The organism is Paenarthrobacter sp. 10N417 (genome assembly GCF_056394745.1).
This window is the reverse complement of sequence record NZ_JBFTIL010000021.1, coordinates 1-19240: the sequence shown is the minus strand read 5'-3', so window position 1 is coordinate 19240 and position 19240 is coordinate 1. Positions and strand designations below refer to the sequence as shown.

Sequence of the window (19240 nt, the reverse complement as noted above, 5' to 3'; positions counted from 1 at the left end):
AGCTGCGGTCTATCTGACTCTTCGACCCTAGATGACGTAACGCTCGTCTTCGTGGTCGCCCGGGTGGTCCTTGACCAGTCCGGCGGCAAGGGTGTTGCCGTCCATGGGATCGATCACCAGGAAAGCGCCCGTACGGCGGTGGTGCAGGTAGTTCTCCAGCGGCAACGGAGCGGCCAGGCGAAGCTGGGCATGGCCGATGTCGTTGAGCTCAAGGCTCGAAGCAGGCTCCACGTTGAACGTGGCCAGGTCAAGCTTGCCGGTGACGTTGCGGACCAAAGCCTGGACCGTGCGCGTTCCGTGCTTCACCAGAACCTTCTGGCCTTCGCGCAGGGGCTTGGGCGAGAGCCATGCCAACGATGCGTACAGGTCAGCCGTGCTTTCGCGGACCGTGCCTGCGGCAGCGATGGTATCGCCACGGGCAATATCGATCTCGTCAGCCAAACGAACGGCAACGGACTGCGGAGCAGCCGCTTCCTGAAGTTCCTTGCCAGCGAAATCGATGCCGATAATCTGGGTGATACGCGGCTCGTGGCCAGGGCTCAGCACAGTGACTTCGTCGCCAACCTTGACGGAACCCTCGGTGATCTGGCCTGCGTAGGCACGGTAGTCACGGTATGCCTCGACGTCCAGCCCACCAGCCACAGCATCAGGTGCCAGGGCACCCTGCGGACGGATCACCAGCTGCACCGGGAAGCGGAAGCTCTCCAGTTCAGCCTCCAGCTCATCGGCTGCCGGGAGGGTTTCAAGGACCTCAAGCAGCGCAGGACCGGTGTACCAAGGAGTGCGCTCGGAGCGGTCCACCACGTTATCGCCATCAAGGGCAGAAACAGGGACCACCAGCAGATCAGCAACGCCATCGGAACCAAGTCCCAGCTCGCGGGCAACCTTCTGAACATCAGTTTCGATGTCGCGGAACACCTGCTCGCTGAAGTCAACGAGGTCGATCTTGTTCACTGCCACAATGACGTGGGCAACGCGCAGCAACTGCAGCACAGACAGGTGGCGGCGGGTCTGCTCAAGAACACCCTTGCGGGCGTCAATGAGCACGACGACGGCGTCCGCAGTAGACGCGCCGGTCACCGTGTTCTTGGTGTACTGAACGTGGCCAGGGCAGTCAGCGAGGATGAAGCTGCGGCGATCGGTGGCGAAATAGCGATACGCGACGTCGATCGTGATGCCCTGCTCACGCTCGGCACGCAGGCCATCGGTCAGGAGGGCGAGGTCAATCCCACCTTTGTCCCCACCAAAGCCGCGGTCGGCAGAGGTGCGGGCAACGGCGTCGAGAGTGTCAGCAAGGATGGCCTTCGAATCGTGAAGGAGGCGGCCCACCAAAGTGGACTTGCCGTCGTCCACCGAGCCGGCAGTAGCGAAGCGGAACAGGGTTGTGGGCAGGGCTGTTTCCAGGCCGGCAGCCAGTGTTTCGATGCTCATTTAGAAGTAGCCGTCCTTCTTGCGGTCTTCCATGGCTGCCTCGGAGATGCGGTCATCTGCTCGGGTGGCGCCACGTTCGGTCAGGGTGGAGGCAGCGACTTCAACTACGACGTCGGCCACGGTGCGGGCATCGGACTCGACAGCACCCGTGCAGGACATGTCGCCCACCGTGCGGTAGCGAACCAGCTTGGTGATGACTTCCTCGTGCGGCAACGGTTCGGAGACCTCGCCCACCGCACGCCACATGCCGTCGCGGGCGAAAACCTCACGCTCGTGGGCGTAGTACAGGCCGGGGAGCTCGATGTTCTCGCGCTCGATGTAGCGCCAGATGTCCAGCTCGGTCCAGTTGCTGATGGGGAACGCACGAACGTGCTGGCCCACAGTGTGGCGGCCGTTGTACAGGTTCCAAAGCTCGGGGCGTTGGTTGCGCGGGTCCCACTGACCGAACTCGTCGCGGAGGCTCAGGATGCGCTCCTTGGCGCGGGCCTTGTCCTCATCGCGACGGCCGCCGCCGAACACGGCGTCGAACTTGTTGCGCTGGATGGCATCAAGCAGCGGAACGGTCTGCAACGGGTTGCGGGTGCCATCGGCACGCTCGGCCAGTTCGCCGCGGTCGATGAACTCCTGCACGGAGCCAACAACCAGCTTCAGGCCAAGACGCTCAACGGTGCGGTCGCGGAAGTCGATGACCTCCGGGAAGTTGTGCCCCGTGTCCACGTGCAGGACCGGGAAAGGAACCTTGCCGGGCCAGAAAGCCTTGGTGGCCAGGTGCAGCATGACCACGGAGTCCTTGCCGCCGGAGAACAGCAGTGCAGGCTTCTCGAACTCGGCAACAACCTCGCGGATGATGTGAATCGCTTCCGATTCAAGAGTGTCCAGGCTGGAGAGACGCTCGACTGAAGGGGCGTCGACTGCCGCTGCAACTTCCACCGTGGACTCCTCTGTTGTGTAAGTGCTCATGTGTGTAGTCCGCATTCTGTCTTGTCGGATCCTGCCCAGCGGCCGGCACGGGGATCTTCACCCGGGGCCACCTTGCGGGTGCAGGGCTGGCAGCCGATGGACGGGTATCCCTGGCTCAGGAGGGGGTTGACGGGAAGGATGTTGTCCTCGGAGTACTCCACCAGCTGATCGAAGGTCCAGTCGACCATCGGGTTCACCTTGACCAGGCCGAAGCCCTCGTCCCAAGTGATCACTGGCGTGTTGGTGCGGGTGGGTCCTTCGTCGCGTCGGACACCTGTGAACCACACTTCGTAGCCTGCAAGCGAGCGACGAAGCGGCTGGACCTTGCGCAGTGCGCAGCACTGGGCGGGGTCGCGGGCGAACAGGTCCTTGCCCAGCAAGCGATCCTGCTGTTCCACGGTGTTCTCCGGGAGGACGTCCACCACGTTGACGCGCAGGTTCGCCGCTACTTCATCGCGGGTCTCGTACGTTTCCTTGAAGTGGTAGCCGGTTTCGAGGAACAAAACGTCGACGCCGGGAAGCTGGTCCGCGACCAAGGCCGGAAGAACGGCGTCGGCCATGGAGCAAGCCACGGTGACTGCGGGCAGCTCGAAGTTCCGGGCCACCCAGGCGATGACGTCGCGGGCGGGCGCGTTCCAGCCAAGCTCTGCGGCTCCGGCTTCGGCCAGTGCCTTGAGTTCTTCGTGCGAGCGAAGTGCGGGGCGTGCCGGCAGTGTTTGGGGATCTGTCACTGGAGGTCTCCTTCGTCTGCGGAGAGTGCCCACTCTGCGAAGGTCTGGCCCTCGGCGCCGGCGGCGACGAATTTGCGGACCACACGCTCCACGTAGTCGGGCAGGTTTTCGACCGTGACCTTGAGGCCGCGGACAGTACGTCCCAAACCGGCTTCCTCACGCTCGTTGTTGGCCAGCCCGCCACCGAGGTGGACCTGGAAACCCGGGGTGGGGTCGCCGTCGGGCGTTGGCAGCATCATGCCCTTGAGGCCGATGTCCGCGGTTTGAATGCGGGCGCAGGAGTTGGGGCAGCCGTTGATGTGCAGGGACAGTGCCTGCGGGAGCTGCTTGCTCTCTACGAGGTCGGCCAGGCGGCGTTCCAGTTCAGCAATGGCGGTTGCCGCGGTGACCTTGGTTTCCACGATGGCCAGCTTGCAGAACTCGATGCCGGTGCAGGCGATGGTGCCGCGGCGGAACACGGACGGACGGGCGGAGAGGCCCAGCGTGTCCAGTTCGGCGATGAGCGGCTCTACCTGCTCCTTGGCGACATCCAGGATGACGAGCTTCTGGTGAGGAGTAGTGCGGAGCCGGTAGCTGCCGTGCTTCTCCAGGGTGTCCGCCAAGGTGACCAGCGCCTCACCGGAGGTACGTCCAACCGTGGGGGTAACGCCAATGAAGAACTTGCCGTCCTTCTGCTCGTGAACGCCGATGTGGTCTCCGGGAGCCGTGGGCTTGGGAGCTGCGGGGCCGTCCGGGAGCTTGAAGCCGAGGTATTCGTCTTCCAGAATCTGGCGGAACTTGGCGGGGCCCCAGTCGTTCATCAGGAACTTCAGGCGGGCCTTGGTACGCATGCGGCGGTAACCGTAGTCGCGGAAGATGCTGGTGACGCCGAGCCACACTTCGGCGGCGACGTCTGCCGAGACGAACACGCCAAGGCGCTCTGCAAGGCGCGGATTGGTGGACAAGCCGCCGCCAACCCAGAGGTCGTAACCGGCACCGAGTTCGGGGTGGACAACGCCCACCAAGGCGAAGTCGTTGATCTCGTGGACCACGTCCTGGGACGGGTGGCCGGTGATCGCAGTCTTGTACTTGCGCGGCAGGTTGGCCAGCTCGGGGTCGCCGATGAAACGCTCGGCGAGCTCGTGGATGAGCGGCGTGGGATCGATGATCTCGTCCTTGGCGATGCCGGCAACCGGCGAACCCAGGATGACACGGGGAACGTCGCCGCAGGCCTCAGTGGTGGACAGGCCGATGGACTCCAGCCGACGCCAGATTTCCGGCACGTCCTCCACGCGGATCCAGTGCAACTGGATGTTCTGGCGGTCTGTGAGGTCGGCCGATCCGCGGGCGAAGTCCACGGAGATCTGGCCGATAACGCGCAGCTGCTCGGTGGTCAGGGCACCGCCGTCGATGCGGACGCGCAGCATGAAGTACTTGTCTTCGAGCTCGTGCGGCTCAAGTGTTGCGGTCTTGCCGCCGTCGATCCCGGGCTTGCGCTGGGTGTAAAGACCCCACCAGCGGAAGCGGCCGTGGAGATCGGTGCCGTCGATCGAGTCGAAGCCTTCTTTGGAGTAGACAGACTCAATCCGCTCACGGACGTTCAGGCCGTTGTCTTCCTGCTTCCAGGTTTCATTGGCGTTGAGCGGCTCAGTGCCATCAACCTTCCACTGGCCGTGAGGCTTGGCGGCAGGGCGGGTGCGTGCTGGGCGCGAGGGGACTGCGGAGTCCGCGGGCGCACCGGCTACAGCTGTATCTGTCATACGTCGACTTTAGGTGTGGCCAGTTTTGGTCAGCAAAGGTCCGGAAACGCTAAGTCACCTAGGGAAACATTTCGTCACGAACACGCCAGCGGCCTTGTCCCAGGAGCCTGTATATGCAGGTCCTTTTTGGGCTCCCACCGCGCAAATAAAGCTTAGGACGCCCTTGCCAGTACGGCGTCAAAACGCTCCAGTGCTATCTCCGCGAGAACCGGCGACGGCAACAGCGGAGCCGTAACAATGTCCGCTCCAGCCTTGGCCAGCTGGTCGTGGAAATAACCCGTTGCGAGCAGGTACGAGGCGATGAAAACCCTGCCGTTTGTCCCGTCTTTGGCGAGTTCGGCACGTAAGGAGGCGACGCCGTCGGGCACTGTTGGCTCCGCGCTGGCACCGTAGGCCACCCGGAGCTTGTTGGGCAGCAGTTCGGCGAGGAGTCGAGCCTGCTCCTCGGAGTCCACCGAGCCGTCCGGAAGGGACGATCCCGCGGCAGCCAGCAGCACGCCGTCGTTCTCTTCCAGCCCGGCGGCGCGCAAATGAGTGGCAAGCAGCTCCGCCAAGCGCGGATCCGGACCCAGCGGCCTCGCCGCCACTACTTCCGGCCGGCTCTTGATCGCCTTGGGCACGTCCACCTTGATGTGGAAGCCGGTACTCAGCAAAAGCGGCACGACGACGGCGGCAGTCCCTTCGGGCAGGCCCTCCACCACGCCGGACAGCTCGGGTTCCTGCACGTCCACGTACGCCTCAAGGACCTGCAGGCCGGGACGCTGGGCTTCAATTTCGGCGATGACACGGCGGATAGCGGCCTGGCCTTCGGCGTTGCGGGTTCCGTGGGCACAGGCGATCAAAACGGGGCTGTTCATGGGAGCTAGCGTAACGTTGAGCCAGCACCTACTGAGAGTCGCAGGCAGAAAGAACCCGTCCACTTGATTTCCATCGACATTGTCCTTCTGTGGCTTGACCTGGTCGGCGTGTTTTTCTTCGCGGTCTCGGGTTCGCTGCTGGCGGCCCGCAAACAATTCGACATCGTGGGTTCGGTGCTCCTTGCGTCCATCGTGTCGCTGGGTGGCGGTGCGATCCGCGACGTCGTCATCAACGCCGGCCCGCCTGTCGCGTTCACAAACCCGGTTTACCTGATCCCGCCCCTGTTCGCTGCCCTGCTGGTGTACTTCCTGTTTTCTTCCGTGCAGCGCTTCACGTCCCTGTTAACACTGTTCGACGCCGGCGGGCTGGCCCTGTTCTGCATCACCGGGACGTTGAAGGCACTCACTGCGGGGATGAATCCCGTGGCGGCGATCCTGCTGGGAGTGACAACAGCAGTGGGCGGCGGCCTGTTGCGCGACATCACCGCAAACGAGATTCCTACCCTTTTTGATGCGCGCGACATCTACGCGCTACCCGCATTTGTGGGGGCCGGATTGACCACCCTGCTCTGGCACCTTGGCCTGTTCAGCGGGCTCACCGCATGCCTAGTGGCCGGCATTGTTTTTGCTTTCCGTGTCACAGCCTGGAGGCGCAGTTGGTACGTTCCCCTGGCCGTGCGCGGATGGCAGCGTGCAGGCACCGGCGGGGGCGCAATTTCGGGTGCCCGCGATTAGCTAGGATAAGAGCATGACTGACATGTTCCTCGAGAAGTTCCGCGCGCTGGTCCCAAAGTATCTCGAGGATGAATGGCAGGAAGAAGACGGGCTCACCTCCGAGGAACTGGACGAGGCCCTCGCCGATCACTCCTTCACCATCCCGCTGGTTCTGCGCGAGTTCTACCTCGCCCTCGGCGGCTGCGAAGACCTCATGGAGGCGTACCACTACTTCTGGGACCCCGAGGAACTCGAGGTGGACGACGAAGGCTTCCTCATGTTCCTCGAAGACGAAGAGGAACAATTCACCTGGGGCTTCCGCATTGCCGATGTCAGCATCCCGGACCCCATCGTGTGGCGCCGCAACAATGCCCGCGGCCAGTGGAAGAGCGAAGAAGGCACATTCTCCGAGTTCGTCTTCGACATGTTCGAGTGGGCGTTCAACGACGAAGACTAAGTTTTGGCTGGCAGCCCCTGCGCCCCCGTTTGGGGGTGTGGGGGCTGTTTTGTTTGGGCGGCCTGTGCGGCCACCACCCACTTTGAATTTGGAACTGCCCTGACACGCCGCTTCCGGGGTGTTTCGCCGGAAAATTGGGGTCAAAGTAGGTGGTTGCGGGACAAACTCACGACGACGGAACCCACGCAGGCGCGTACCTCGCCGGCGCGAAGCGGCCAACTTCCCTGTTGAACAGGACTGCCATGACTTCGGCGACCATCCTCTCCGGATGATGAACGACGTCCACGTAGTAGTAATGGAGGCTCAATAGCCCTCTGCGCATGCCTGCGTTGTTCCTATACTGATCCTTCTTGACCTGTTTTCCCTCAAGGTGCGTGCCGCCGTCGAGTTCAACGATCAGGCATTCGTTTACCAAGCAGTCCACCTCCCCTACGCCCGGGATGTCCACGTGCATCTGGACCCTAAGACCTGCGCGGGTGAAGTGGGTGTGCGCGAGTACTTCCAGGAGTGAGTCGGCCCGAGGCAGAACCAAGTCCAGGGTTTCCCGAACCTTGCCGTTCCTGTTGCCAGGAAGCTTTGATTCCAGGAAATCCTTGGAAAGGAGCGCCACGCTGACCGCGCTCTGCACCATGACCAGCGCTTCGAGTTCAGGCAAACATCGGAGGGCGTGGATCAGGACATCGGCCACGCCCGCTATAGGCAGATACGAGTGGACTGGGTGCAGGCAGGCTCCGTGGTGGACTACACCCCGCCTCGCTTGTCCCGTGCTGCAGCTGAGATGGAGAGCGCCTGCGCCCCCCAGTGTCCAGAGACCATAGAAGCGCGCTGCCGAGATGCAGGTAATTAAGCCGTCGGCTCGGAAGGCGGCAACGACGTCGGGGTCTGATGCCCGGGACATGTAGACGCCGCGATGAAGGCGATTGACTACTCCGTCCCTCACTGCCTTTGTGAGCATGCGGCGACTAAAACCCGCAGTCATCAGGGTGGACGTGGTTGCTACTCCACGCCGGCTTCGGAGGAAATTGTCGATGTCCATACAGTCATGCTGAGTTCTTCGTGGCCTCTGCGATGGGCGCGAAGTCCCCTATGTGGATAACTGCCGCGTACCTCCCCCACCTGGTTTGAGGACCCTGAGGTTGTGACACACCCCAAATTCGGCGAGTCCCTCGCTCCCGAAAATCCGAAGTCAGTGGTGGAGGATCGGCGCTTGGCTGTAAACCGTTCTGCGGGACCGCGAAAACCATTGACGCGAAGAGTTGCATATGTGACAGGATTGTCATAAGCTATTTACGGATCCACTAAATGCCTCCGGTGGGTCTGATGCGAACGGAGATTGTGGTCCCGGTTCGGTGCAGCGTATGACTCGTAACGTTGCAGCGAGCCGGGGCCATTCCGTTTTTCCGGGGGACTAAAAGTTTGGGCGCGTACGGCCACCACCCACTTTGGTTCCACCGATGGCACAACACACCGCAACCACCGGCGTGTCACCACGCCCGCAGCCTCAAAGTGGGTGGTGAGGGTACACCAAGGCCCGGGCCCAAAATGTGGGGGAACAAAAAGCAGGCGCCCGGCCCACGAAGGTCCGGACGCCCGTCAAAAAAGGGAAGCTAGCTGCTCCGGTCCACCACGGCATGAGCAAAGTTTGTCAGCGAGGCCTTGACGACGCCCTCAGGCAACGGGGCCAGGGCAGCAACGGCCTCGGCGGACCACTGGCGGGCGATCTTCCAGGATTCAGTAGTCACCGGGTGTTCGCGCAAACCAGCCACAGCATCGGCAAGGGCGGAGTCCGACGTCAAGTCGCCGTCCACCAATTTCAAGAGCGCAGCCGCTGACGAATCACCTGCAGCAGCATCCCGACGCAGCAGCAGCACGGGCAGCGTGGGAACACCTTCGCGGAGGTCGGTGCCCGGGGACTTTCCGGACTTGACCTTCACACCGGTGACATCGATGACGTCGTCGGCGAGCTGGAAGGCCACGCCAACCTTCTCGCCGTACTCAACCAGGAGGTCCTCGTACGTGGGATCGGCACCGGCGAAGATCGCGCCCAGCTGGCCGGAGGCTGCAACCAGGGATCCTGTCTTGTCGGCAATGACGGACAAGTAGTGCTCAACAGCGTCTTCATCCTCGCGGGGGCCGACCGTTTCGTGGAGCTGGCCGAGGCACAGGCGTTCGAAGGTGCGGGCCTGGATGCCGAGTGCACGGGAGCCGAGCTCGGAGACGAGGATGGAGGCGCGGGCAAAGATGAGGTCGCCGGTGAGGATGGCCACGGAGTTGCCCCACACTTCGTGGGCTGTCGGAGCGCCACGGCGGAACGGTGCGGAGTCCATTACGTCGTCGTGGTACAGGGTTGCCAGGTGCGTCAGTTCAACCACAACCGCCGCTTGCACAACCTCGGGACGTGAAGCATCTCCAAGGTGCGCGCACAGCAGAGTGAGCAGCGGACGGATGCGCTTGCCGCCGGCTTCCACCAGGTGACGCGACGTTGCGTCAGCAAGGGGATCCGAGTTGGAGATGGCTTCGCGAAGCTTCTTTTCCACGCGGGCGAGGTTGGTGGTGATGGCTGGGCCGAGTTCGGCGTCGCCGGCGATGGCGGCAAAACCGGCGGGCAGCTGGAGACCCGTTGCGATCGCGGTGGTGTTGGGGGYAGGCTCAACAGAGTCCGGCAGGCCGTGCCCGGCATGCGTCCAGCTGTGTTCGGCAGAGTTCGTCACGGCTTAACCCTAACTAGTTGTTGCGGAAACCGCGGTGTCGGACTCTGCGCGCTTAAAAGGGCGGACAGAGGAAGTGTTGGACGTCGCCGGGACGAGCATCTCCAGGACGCGGATCACGCGGTCTTCGAAGCCCTTCGCGGACGGATCCGTGAGGTTGGCCAGCATACGCACCACAAAGCGCATCAGCACCGGAATCGGCATACCTGTTCGCAGGGCAAGCTTCATCACGGCGGGCTTGCCGATCAAGGAAGCAAACATACGACCCAACGTGAAGTGCGATCCCCACTGGTCCCGCACATAGTCCGCATATCGCGAAAGGTGGGCGTCGGCGTCGTCGGCGGTCCAACCGGCGGAGGCCGAGCGTGAAGCAGAGTCAATCAGGAACTCAGCCGCGAACCGGGCCGACTCCATCGCGTAGGAGATACCCTCGCCGTTGAACGGGGACACCATGCCGCCGGCGTCACCCAGCAGGAGCAGCCCCGGCGAGTAGTGCGGCGTGCGGTTGAAGCCCATGGGCAGCGCCGCCCCGCGGATCTCCCCCACCTGGTTTTCGGGGGTAAAGCCCCAATCGGCGGGCATCCCGGCGGTCCATTCACGCAGGACTTGCTTGTAGTCCAGCTTCCCGAATTCCTTGGAAGAGTTCAGTATTCCGAGGCCCACGTTGGACGTTCCATCACCGACGCCGAACACCCAGCCGTAACCGGGCAGCGGTTTGCCCGACTTACCAGGGAGCTCCAGCCAGCCTTCCATCCAGTCGTCTTCGTGCCTGGGAGACGTGAAGTACGTGCGCACGGCGACGCCAAGGGGGCGGTCGTCACGCTTGTGCATGCCCAGGGACACGGCGGTTCGCGTGGAGTTGCCGTCCGCAGCGAGTACGACGTCGGCATGGAAGTCGCGCGTTTCGCCCGTCTTGCGTCCGGACTCGTCAAGGATGGACGCCCGTGCGCCGATGACCCGGCCGTCGTCGGACTGCAAAGCTGAAGTGACGCTGTGGTGTTCAAGCACGACGGCGCCCGCGGCCTCAGCATGCCGGGCCAACGACTCGTCGAAGCCCAGCCGCGTCCGAATCAGTCCGTATGTGGGAAAGTCTGAAACCAAGGGCCAGGGCAGCTCAATGGTGCGTCCGCCCGCAATGAGTCGAAGCCCCTTGTTACGGCGCCAGCCCTCGGATTCGGCATGCGGCAATCCGAGCTTCTGGATCTCCCGGACCGCGCGCGGGGTCAGACCGTCGCCGCAAACTTTTTCGCGGGGAAAGGAAGTCTTTTCCAGCACTGTGACATCAATGCCGGCCTGGGCGAGGTAATACGCAGCGGTGGACCCAGCAGGTCCCGCGCCAACAATCAGTACTTTCACGTCGTCCTAAATGAGTGGCACGTCAGCTGGGCTGGCTGCCGGACCGGCGCGGCTTGATCTGGCGGCGGAGCTTGGCTACGGGAACGCTTTCGCGGTGCTCGGCCGGCTTCTGCGCGCGGTGTACCGCAACGATGCCGCCGCTGAGGTTGCGGTAGGTGATGTCTGTCCAGCCTGCGTCGCTGAGCCACTGGGCCAGGTGGTCCTGGTCCGGCCAGGCGCGGATGGATTCGGCGAGGTACACGTATGCATCCGGGTTGGAGGAGACCTTGGTGGCGATGGCCGGGAGGGCGCGCATCAGGTATTCGGTATAGAGGTTGCGCCACAGCGGCACCACGGGGTGGGAGAACTCGGCGATGACGAGCCGGCCGCCGGGCTTGGTGACGCGCAGCATTTCCTCGAGGGCTTTGCGCGGTTCGACAACGTTCCGCAGGCCGAAGGAAATGGTGGAAGCGTCAAAGCTGTTGTCCGCGAACGGCAGGTTGGTGGCATCTCCGGCGATGAAGTCGATGTCCGGGCGGCGGCGTTTGCCCACTTTGAGCATGCCCAGGGAGAAGTCGCAGGCCACAACATTCACGCCTGCATCGGCGTAGGGCTCACTTGAGGTGCCCGTTCCAGCGGCGAGGTCCAGGACCTTCTGGCCCACCTTCACATCCATGGCATCCACCACGATCCGGCGCCACCGACGCGTCTGCCCCATGGAGAGGACGTCATTCACGACGTCGTATTTGGGGGCGACATCGTCAAACATCGTCGCAACTTCGTCCGGACGCTTTTCCAAGGATGCTCGGTTCACCCTGCAATTGTCTCAGACATTCAGCCGACTTTGCTGCGCTGTAGAACTCGGCTCAGGTTCTGGCGGCACGCGGGAGTACTGTTGTTCCATCATGACGAGCACGCTCCGTACCTTGACAGTCCCCCTCGATGTCGAATCATCCTCCGGGGGGCTGCCGTCGTTTCTGGTCCGGGACGACGTCCTCTGCTGGTCACGCCGCGAGGCCGGCCTGGTGGGATACGGCGAGGTGACCCGCTTCAACGTCTCAGGCCCGGAGCGCTTCCTTGAAGCCGATATCTGGTGGCGGCACCTCATTCTTGAGGCCGAGATCACCGATCACGTGGAGATTCCAGGCACTGGCCCGGTTGCGTTCGGCTCGTTCGCTTTTTCCAAGATGTCCCCGCATGTTTCCCGGCTGATCGTCCCGGAGATGGTGGTTGGCATCCGCGATGGCCGCGCCTGGGCCACCCAATTAACGTTCGACGACGTCGAGCTCACCGAGGCGGGCGTCCTCGCCGCCCTGGACCGCTGGCTCACTGAGCCCGAGCCAAACGGCGACGGCTCAGCGGCAGGAGCGTCCGACGTCGGGCTGTCACCTGACGCTTTTTCGCCCAACGGCGCGGCTGGTTACCTCAGCCGCGGTTCCCTGAGCGAAACGGATTGGATGGAGGCCGTCTCCAATGGAGTGGCGGAAATCCGCACCGGCAAGCTGGAGAAACTGGTGTTGGCGCGCGACGTCGTAGCCAACCTTCCTGCCGGCGTGAACGCTGCGGAGGTGCTTCGCCAGCTGGCGGCACGGTACCGGGAATGTTGGACGTACGGTGTTGACGGCCTGGTGGGTGCGACGCCGGAAATGCTGATCCAGGTGGAAGGCCGCACGGCCCAGGCCCGCGTGCTGGCCGGAACGTTGGATCGGCGCGACGCCGAAGGTGTAGACGGATCCCCCATGGCGTACGCCGAGCGTGTACTGGCCGGATCTGAGAAGCAGCGCCACGAGCACGAGATCGCGATTGATTCGCTGACCCGCCAGCTGGCGCCGTTTTCCGAGGCGATGAACTCCCACAGCGAGCCCTTCATTCTGGAACTGCCGAACGTGTGGCATCTGGCCTCGGATGTCAAGGCTGAGCTGGCCGATATCGAAGGTCATGTGCCCACATGCTTGGCCTTGATCAACGCCCTTCATCCGACTGCCGCCGTGTGCGGAACACCTACCTTGGTTGCCGGTGCGCTGATCCGAAAACTGGAGCATCTGGACCGTGGCCCGTACGCCGGTCCGGTGGGTTGGCTTGATGCTGCCGGGAATGGCGAGTGGGGCATCGCTTTGCGCGGCGCGGTCATCGAGGACGCCAACACGGTGCGCCTTTACGCGGGTTGCGGGATTGTGGAGGGTTCGCAGCCGGAGGCTGAGCTTGCCGAGACCTGGGCTAAATTCCGGCCGATGCTTGAGTCCCTGGGCATCCAGCGCTGAATCTGGGATCTCAGACTGGGACTCGCAGGAGGCGCTTGCATATTCGCTAAACTAGTTATCCAATAGTGAAACTTAGTTTCCTGTGATGCACATCTCAGGTTCGGCGCTACACTAAAACCGACTTAGTTCAGCATCCACTGCAACAAAAGGTAAAAAACATGCAGATCTCCCGTTCGGTTCTGTCCGGCACCAAGATGGCCGCCGTGCTCGCAGCAGGCGTCCTGGCCCTGACCGCTTGTGGCGGTGGCTCCTCCACCCCGGCAGCCTCAAGTGAATCGGGCGGCCCCAAGCTCATCAACGCCGGCAAGCTCACCGTGTGCTCGGATGTCCCCTACGAGCCCTTCGAGTTCCAGAAGGACGGCAAGATCGTCGGCTTCGATATGGACATCGCCAACGAACTGGCCAAGGACCTCAAGGCCGAACTCAACGTGGTGGACAGCTCCTTCGAAGCAATCGAGACCGGCACCGCACTGACTGGTTGCGACGTTTCCATCTCCTCAATCTCCATCACAGACGTCCGCAAGAACGTCATGGACTTCTCCAACCCCTACATGGATGACGACCTGACCCTCGTGGCTACTACGTCCTCGGGCATCAGCAACCTTGATGGCGCCAAGGGCAAGAAGGTTGGTGTCCAGCAGGCCACCACCGGCGCCCAGTATGCCAAGGACAAGGGAATCGACGCCCAGCAGTTCGAAGACTCCGGCCTCCTGGTCCAGGCCCTCAAGGCAGGCACCATCGACGCCGCCGTCGGCAACCAGTCGGTTCTGGGTTACGCCATCATGGACGATTCCAAGCTCAAGCGCGTTGAGGACTACGCAACGGGCGAGAAGCTGGGCATCTCCATCAAGAAGGGCAACACGGCCATGACTGATGCCGTCAACAAAACCCTGAAGCGCATCACCGATGACGGCACCCTGAAGAAGTTCCAGACCACCTGGTTCGGCGAGACCACCAAGAAGTAGTCCGAGCCCCGGCTCCCAAGAATCACGCAGGCGGGCCCCGCAACGATCTGTCCAGGCAGTCCGTTCGGTGCCCCAGCTGCGCAACACGAATGTGAGAACACCATGGCAATGACTACACGTCAACGAGCCAAAGTCAGTCTGAACGTCCAAGCCGGGATCTTCGTTGTGGCCGTGGCCGCTTTGATCCTCGCCGTGGATTGGAAGACCGTTGGAAACAGCGTCTTCAACTTCGCCAAAATCGGCCCGATGTTCCCCGACATCTTCCTGATCGGCCTCAAGAACACCCTTATCTACACAGCGCTTGCCTTCGTTGTGGGCCTCTCCGGTGGTCTGCTGCTCGCACTGATGAAGCTCTCCTCTTTCCCGCTGTACCGCTGGCTCGCCACCGGGTACATCGAATTCTTCCGTGGCGTCCCCGCCCTGCTGGTGTTCATCGCCTTTGGCTACGGCGTTCCCCTGGCCTTCGGCGTGCAGTGGGATGTGAACATTGTGGTCATGGTTTCCCTCGGTATGGTGGCTTCGGCATACATCGCTGAAACCCTGCGCGCAGGCCTCCAGGCTGTCCCCCGGGGACAGATGGAAGCCGCCCGCTCCCTTGGAATGCCGCACTGGCGCGCGATGGTCTCCATCGTCATTCCGCAGGCTTTCAAAATCGTCCTGCCGCCGCTGACCAACGAGGTCATCCTCCTCACCAAGGACTCCTCGCTGATCTACGTCCTGGGCCTCACCGCGTCCCAGTATGAGCTGACCAAGTTTGGCCGCGACGGCATCTCCAGCCTCGGAGCCGGGCTGACCCCGTTGCTCGTGGCTGGTGCCTTCTACCTGGTCATCACCATCCCCCTGAGCCTCCTGGCACGGAAGTTCGAAAGCCGCTCCGCGCGGGCGAATCGATAGGCAGGACAATCATGAACAACTCCAATGGGAGCACCTCTGTTCGCGCCGCTGGCGTGAATATCCAGGACCTCCGCAAATCCTACGGAAGCAATGAGGTCCTCAAGGGCATCTCGCTGAACGTGGAACCAGGTCAGGTTGTCTGCCTGATCGGCCCTTCCGGTTCCGGAAAGTCCACCCTCCTGCGCTGCGTGAACCTGCTTGAGCACCCGAATGCGGGCACCATCAACGTGGGCAAGTTCGAGGCAACCGACCCCGACGTGGACCTCAACCGCATGCGCCAAAGCGTCGGCATGGTGTTCCAGCACTTCAACCTGTTCCCCCACCTGAGCGTGCTGGACAACTGCACCATCTCCCAGATGAAGGTCCTCAAGCGGTCCAAGTCCGAGGCCGGTGAGGTAGCACGCCGCAACCTGGAGCGCGTTGGCCTTGGACACTTGGCTGACCGTTTCCCGGACCAGCTCTCCGGCGGCCARCAGCAGCGCGTGGCCATTGCCCGGGCACTGTCCATGGATCCGCAGCTGATGCTCTTCGACGAGCCAACGTCTGCCCTTGACCCCGAGACCGTGGGCGATGTCCTTGCCGTCATGCGCAAGCTGGCGCAGGAAGGCATGACCATGCTGGTGGTCACCCACGAGATGGGCTTCGCCCGCGAAGTGGCTGACCGCGTGGTCTTCATGGATGCAGGCGTCGTAGTGGAAGAAGGCCCGGCAGAACACGTCATCAGCGCCCCGACCCAGGCGCGAACCAAGGAATTCCTGCGCCGCGTGCTGGACCCGACGCACATCGACGTCGTGGAGGACTAGGTCCTTCCGGCTCGCTGACGCCGCGCATCTTCTTCAGCGCCACGCATCTTCTTCAGCGCCACGCCAACGGGAGGGCGACACCTATATATAGGTGTCGCCCTCCCGTATTTGTTGCAGCTATGAATTTGCGTGTCCTGCAGAAGCACGACGGCGGCGGGGCACCCCGGCTGTCACAAGCTCACGTTCCAGCTTGCCAACTGTCAGGTCACTCCACACCAACCGGAACACACTTCTCCCTGTGGAACGTATCGCATCTTCGCGGCTCTTCTCCTCGATCACAACCTGAGAGGGTGTCCGGCCCTTCAGGAATTCCGGTTTCAGATACTTTTCGCGGCCATCGAATTCCCCCGCCACCCTGGCGTCCTTCCAGTAATAGTCCGTATAGACGACCCCTACTTTCGTTCGAACTTCATACTGCAACTCGGGAGCAGCGAAACCGGCGAGATGCATGAGCCCCCGACAGTAGGACTCCCCCGGCGAACCTGAATTTGTAGCAGCAAATTGAACAACCGCTGCCACGCGCTTGGCGGCGGCCTTCGAATACCGGGAATCAATATTATTCAGCAGCTCATCCCTCGTTACGGGTTTGCGATGACGTCCTTGGGATAAGAGGAAATCCATGGGAACAACAGCCTCGGCAAATGGCACGGAGGCTGCGATGTCCAGTGCCGTCCTGACCCGGCCCGTCACAAGGAAACCGTTCGCTTCCTCGGCTTCCTGGAGACCATCGCTGACATAGTGCCGTCGGACGCCTGCTCTGGACCTTCCCCCGCCGGCGTAGGAGCTGAGTGCGTGAACGGGTTGTCGTCCGACGATCGTTGGAATGCCATGAATGGTGGCCGCGGAGTGGTGCGAGAACACCGTGGCGGAAGTAAATGTCTCAGCAGCAGCCGCAACACTCAGGGCATAACGCTCCCATTTCTCCAGGGCTGCCCATCTTTTCGCATCGACATAGACTCCGTGGCGGACTCTCACGAGATTCCCACTCTTCGCTGCCAACGACAGTTTGCGGGAGTCCCCGCCAATGAGGGATAAGTCCTTGGCAAGAATGAGTTTGGGTAGGGTCCGCATGGAGCATGTCTTTAGACTCGCCGGGTCAAAGAGGAGGGCTTGGTGGCCGTATGTGGAAATCTCATCGCACCCTTCCGGATGCATGCGGCCACCCTCACGGGATCCGCCACCCGTGCGGACTCCGGCACGACACTCGAACTGCCTGCTGACACATATGCCCGCTAGTGACACCCATATCCAAGTGTCACCTGTACGTTTGAGCAGCGGGGAGACATGTATGTGGCGTGGGCGAATTTGGGTGGCGTGGAACCCCGGCTAGCCTGCCGTCAGCACCTTGCCCACGGCACCCGAGACTGCTTCCTTGATGCGGGCATGAAGTCCCCGCAGGCCTGCCCGGTCCACGCGCACCTCCACAATGGTGCGTCCCTTCAGCGGCGACTTAAGCGCCTCCGCGAGTTCCGCCGTCGTACTTACCGCCTGATGTCCGACGCCGTAGGCCGCCGCGAGTGCCGCGATGTCCACTGAGTGTGGGGTTCCGAAGAGGCGTTCGACGGCGGTGCCGTAGGCTCCCGAGTCCTCCACCGCGCCGTGTTCGAGGAGGCTGAAGATGGCGCCGCCGGAGTCGTTGAGGACCACGATCCGGAGATCCGGGACGGGTTCCCCGTGGCCGAGAAGCAGTCCGCCGGCGTCGTGGAGGAAGGTGACGTCGCCCAGGAGAAGTGTAGTTTCGCGTCCGCTGCCGAGGGCAATTCCGGTGGCCGTGGCGATGGTGCCGTCGATGCCGGCAAGGCCCCGGTTGGCGTAGACGGTGGCGATGGGGTCGGGGTGCGGTTGGCCGGCGAGGTCGACGTCGCGGATGCCGTTGGAGGATCCGAGGACCAATTTGCCGCGCGAGTGCTCCCAGACAGTGGCTCCGACGGAAGGACCGTTGGCAGCCGATTCCCCGGCCAATATTCCGTCCAAGGCATGTTGGGCGGCAGCCCCGGCCAAGAGCCAGGAATCCAGCCAATCGCCTGAGCCCTGGCCGGCAAACCTGGCCAACTCAGGGAGGGTTTCGATGGGTGTCTCGCGGCGACGGCCCGCCTCGTACCAGGCCACGGGGACCGGCTGGTAGATGGCGGATTCGACGGTGGGACGAGCCAACAGCGCGGCCACCGGTCGGGAAAGGGTGGCCCTGCCGAACAGGACCACGCGCTCAATCGGTGTAGCCGAGTCCGGGCCGAAGTGCTCCAGCAGAACCCGGTATGGGCCCACGGCATTGGGGCCGAAACGCGCGTTGGATGAAGGTTCGGCAAGCAAAGGAAGGCCGTGCGCGCGTGCGAAGGCCTCGGCCACGGGACCGGCATCATGGCCTGCGAGAACCACGGTGCGTCGCTCGGCGAGCGCGTTCGAAGCCGCTGGGAGATCCAGTGCCTGGGGACCGGCGTCGTAATGGAACACGCTGTGACCAGCCGCAGTGGGAAGGGCATCGCCCGCGCTTGGAACCAACGGGTCGCGGAAGGCGAGATTCACCTGCACCGGGCCCGGCGGCGTGTCCTCGAGGGCACCGGTGGCGGCATACAGCGCAGTGGCAACTGCCCGTTGAGGGCTGTCCCCCGCGGCGACGTCGACGGCGAAGCGAACGTGATCGCCAAACAAGTCCAGTTGGGTTGTGGTCTGGTTCGCGCCGGTACCGTGAAGCTCCTCGGGCCTGTCCGCGGAGACGACCACCAGCGGCACAGCTGAGTGGTTGGCCTCCATCACGGCGGGCAGCAGATTCCCGACGGCGGTCCCCGAGGTTGTCAGGACGGCGGCGGGCGCTTCGGTTGCGAGGGCGAGACCCAATGCCGTGAACCCTGCATCCCGTTCGTCGATCCTGACATGGAGGAGAACTTTGCCCGCCGCTTCTGCCTCGGCGAGGGCGTAGGCCATGGGTGCAGAACGCGAACCCGGCGCCACCACCACGTGCCGCACACCACCGTCGAGCAATGCCGTAACGGCGATTCTGGCGGCGGCGATGGATGTCAGAGAGTCCTGGGAAGTCACCATTCCAGTCTATTGGCGTCCACCCGCCCCCAATCCTTCTCCCACATCCAACGGCCTTCCACGGGATCCTCTCGCACATCCAACCGGCTTCCACCGGATGCTCTCGCACATCCCACCGCCTTCCACCGGATCTTGTCGCACATCCAACCGGCTCCCACACGATGCTCTTCCACATCCAACCGGCCTCCACCGGATTGCGGTCGTATGGTTTTGTGAGACAGCTTGATGGGAGCTTCAGTTCAGATGACCACGCCCAGAAGAAAATACGATGCGGCTTTCCGTGAGGATGCTGTGCGGCTTGTTTTGTCCACGAACCGGTCGGTGAAACAGGTGAAACAGGTCGCCGAGG

17 protein-coding genes are annotated in these 19240 nt (G+C 62.9%); 6 read left to right on the top strand and 11 right to left on the bottom strand.

Annotated features, from left to right (window positions below; all coding sequences use genetic code 11):
* Positions 1-27: 27 nt before the first annotated feature.
* The 5 genes from AC1DCM_RS21080 to AC1DCM_RS21060 form a co-directional block, all read right to left on the bottom strand.
* Positions 28-1431, bottom strand: coding sequence for a sulfate adenylyltransferase subunit 1 (locus AC1DCM_RS21080; RefSeq protein ID WP_477519586.1), 1404 nt, complete (start codon positions 1429-1431; stop codon positions 28-30).
* Positions 1432-2391 carry a sulfate adenylyltransferase subunit CysD gene (gene cysD / locus AC1DCM_RS21075; RefSeq protein WP_402934572.1) on the bottom strand — a complete coding sequence of 320 codons (960 nt, stop codon included), beginning with the start codon at positions 2389-2391 and terminating at the stop codon, positions 1432-1434.
* Positions 2388-3122 (bottom strand): phosphoadenylyl-sulfate reductase, encoded by a 735-nt coding sequence (locus AC1DCM_RS21070; protein WP_442016488.1) that lies wholly within the window; start codon positions 3120-3122, stop codon positions 2388-2390. Before AC1DCM_RS21070 ends, cysD begins: the two co-directional genes overlap by 4 nt.
* The gene (locus tag AC1DCM_RS21065) at positions 3119-4861 is read right to left on the bottom strand and encodes a nitrite/sulfite reductase (protein ID WP_477519585.1); all 1743 of its coding nucleotides are present in this window, start codon (positions 4859-4861) and stop codon (positions 3119-3121) included. The genes AC1DCM_RS21070 and AC1DCM_RS21065 overlap by 4 nt, the downstream gene beginning before the upstream one ends.
* Before the next feature lie 152 nt (positions 4862-5013).
* On the bottom strand, positions 5014-5781 hold the full coding sequence (locus AC1DCM_RS21060; protein ID WP_477519584.1) for a sirohydrochlorin chelatase: 768 nt from the start codon (positions 5779-5781) through the stop codon (positions 5014-5016).
* Between AC1DCM_RS21060 and AC1DCM_RS21055 the strand changes: the two genes are divergently transcribed.
* Entirely contained in the window at positions 5782-6453 is a 672-nt protein-coding gene (locus AC1DCM_RS21055; protein WP_442004539.1) for a trimeric intracellular cation channel family protein, read from the top strand. It abuts the gene before it with no gap.
* A 13-nt stretch (positions 6454-6466) separates the two neighbouring features.
* A complete protein-coding gene (locus tag AC1DCM_RS21050; RefSeq protein WP_477519583.1) occupies positions 6467-6889 on the top strand; it encodes a hypothetical protein in 423 nt (140 codons plus the stop codon).
* A 166-nt stretch (positions 6890-7055) separates the two neighbouring features.
* Here AC1DCM_RS21050 and AC1DCM_RS21045 read toward each other — a convergent pair whose 3' ends face one another.
* The 4 genes from AC1DCM_RS21045 to AC1DCM_RS21030 all read right to left on the bottom strand — a co-directional run bounded on the left by AC1DCM_RS21045 (position 7056) and on the right by AC1DCM_RS21030 (position 11746).
* Positions 7056-7925, bottom strand: coding sequence for an endonuclease domain-containing protein (locus AC1DCM_RS21045; RefSeq protein ID WP_477519582.1), 870 nt, complete (start codon positions 7923-7925; stop codon positions 7056-7058).
* A 571-nt stretch (positions 7926-8496) separates the two neighbouring features.
* On the bottom strand, positions 8497-9600 hold the full coding sequence (locus AC1DCM_RS21040) for a polyprenyl synthetase family protein (protein ID WP_477519581.1): 1104 nt from the start codon (positions 9598-9600) through the stop codon (positions 8497-8499).
* Positions 9601-9609: 9 nt separating this feature from the next.
* Positions 9610-10953, bottom strand: a complete 1344-nt coding sequence (locus AC1DCM_RS21035) for a geranylgeranyl reductase family protein (RefSeq protein WP_477519580.1) — start codon at positions 10951-10953, stop codon at positions 9610-9612.
* 22 nt (positions 10954-10975) lie between these two features.
* The gene (locus AC1DCM_RS21030; protein ID WP_223946657.1) at positions 10976-11746 is read right to left on the bottom strand and encodes a demethylmenaquinone methyltransferase; all 771 of its coding nucleotides are present in this window, start codon (positions 11744-11746) and stop codon (positions 10976-10978) included.
* Between the two features lie 91 nt (positions 11747-11837).
* On the opposite strand from AC1DCM_RS21030, the gene AC1DCM_RS21025 reads away from it, so the two are divergent.
* The 4 genes from AC1DCM_RS21025 (at position 11838) to AC1DCM_RS21010 (ending at position 15855) form a co-directional block, all read left to right on the top strand.
* Positions 11838-13193 carry an isochorismate synthase gene (locus tag AC1DCM_RS21025; RefSeq protein ID WP_477519579.1) on the top strand — a complete coding sequence of 452 codons (1356 nt, stop codon included), beginning with the start codon at positions 11838-11840 and terminating at the stop codon, positions 13191-13193.
* 158 nt (positions 13194-13351) lie between these two features.
* Complete coding sequence (locus AC1DCM_RS21020) at positions 13352-14158, top strand: ABC transporter substrate-binding protein (RefSeq protein ID WP_442004545.1); 807 nt, start codon at positions 13352-13354, stop codon at positions 14156-14158.
* Between the two features lie 102 nt (positions 14159-14260).
* On the top strand, positions 14261-15052 hold the full coding sequence (locus AC1DCM_RS21015) for an amino acid ABC transporter permease (RefSeq protein WP_477519578.1): 792 nt from the start codon (positions 14261-14263) through the stop codon (positions 15050-15052).
* Between the two features lie 11 nt (positions 15053-15063).
* Positions 15064-15855, top strand: a complete 792-nt coding sequence (locus AC1DCM_RS21010; protein WP_442004547.1) for an amino acid ABC transporter ATP-binding protein — start codon at positions 15064-15066, stop codon at positions 15853-15855.
* Positions 15856-15972: 117 nt separating this feature from the next.
* Here the strand turns inward: AC1DCM_RS21010 and AC1DCM_RS21005 are convergent, their stop codons facing one another.
* Positions 15973-16926, bottom strand: a complete 954-nt coding sequence (locus AC1DCM_RS21005) for a hypothetical protein (protein WP_477519577.1) — start codon at positions 16924-16926, stop codon at positions 15973-15975.
* Between the two features lie 255 nt (positions 16927-17181).
* Entirely contained in the window at positions 17182-18894 is a 1713-nt protein-coding gene (gene menD, locus AC1DCM_RS21000) for a 2-succinyl-5-enolpyruvyl-6-hydroxy-3-cyclohexene-1-carboxylic-acid synthase (RefSeq protein ID WP_477519576.1), read from the bottom strand.
* Positions 18895-19240 lie beyond the last annotated feature (346 nt).